At 41.7% G+C, this 585-nt stretch carries 1 protein-coding gene; it reads right to left on the bottom strand.

All coding sequences use genetic code 11. From position 1 onward, the window contains the following. Nucleotides 1-575: polymorphic toxin-type HINT domain-containing protein (locus DLM76_RS21405; RefSeq protein WP_241548339.1), on the bottom strand; the 575-nt coding region annotated here is incomplete at its 3' end. Nucleotides 576-585 lie beyond the last annotated feature (10 nt).

The following is a 585-nucleotide window of genomic DNA, read 5'->3' as shown; positions in this document are numbered from 1 at the left end:
CCAAGTTTGTTTAATAGTTTGTCAAAGAGACTCGGACTTTCGGAGGACGATACGAACAGTTTGTTCAATATTGTTGGGTCAGCTTTTTCTAATGTAAAACGATTCGTATCAAAAATTCCTGTCTCGGAATTGTAATTCGCGTTGTGAACCAGAATCGCGTCTTCGGTGACAAAGTAAGTATGAGCATCCTCTACTTTTAAGTTGTAAACCGTCTCTTCTCTCTCTTCGATATCGATCGATGTAATCGAAAGTGTCTTCTCGTTGGAAAGGATTGATCTGTCTCCCACTCGCAAGTCTTTCACTTCTACCCAACCTTTGCCTTCAATCTGGAATGGATGACTCGCTGTCGTCTCTACGATTCTTCCGTTTTCATAAGTTAGTTTGTAGATTGTCTCCGTTTGCCGAACATACGTTTTGAGAACTCGGTTGTATTCCAATTCTTCTCCGAACTCGTTGTAGGAAAGAACCAAATCTCCAGCTCTAACTTGTTCAATTGGAACTAAGCCGTTCTTCGTATGAACCAACGTCCCCGCAACAAAACACTGCTGGAAGACCAAATTCCCATTCGAATCCACATACGCAAAT

The organism is Leptospira yasudae (assembly GCF_003545925.1).
Classification (GTDB): Bacteria; Spirochaetota; Leptospiria; order Leptospirales; family Leptospiraceae; genus Leptospira; species Leptospira yasudae.
The sequence above is the reverse complement of the archived record's forward strand: the minus strand, read 5'-3'. Positions and strand labels throughout refer to the sequence as shown.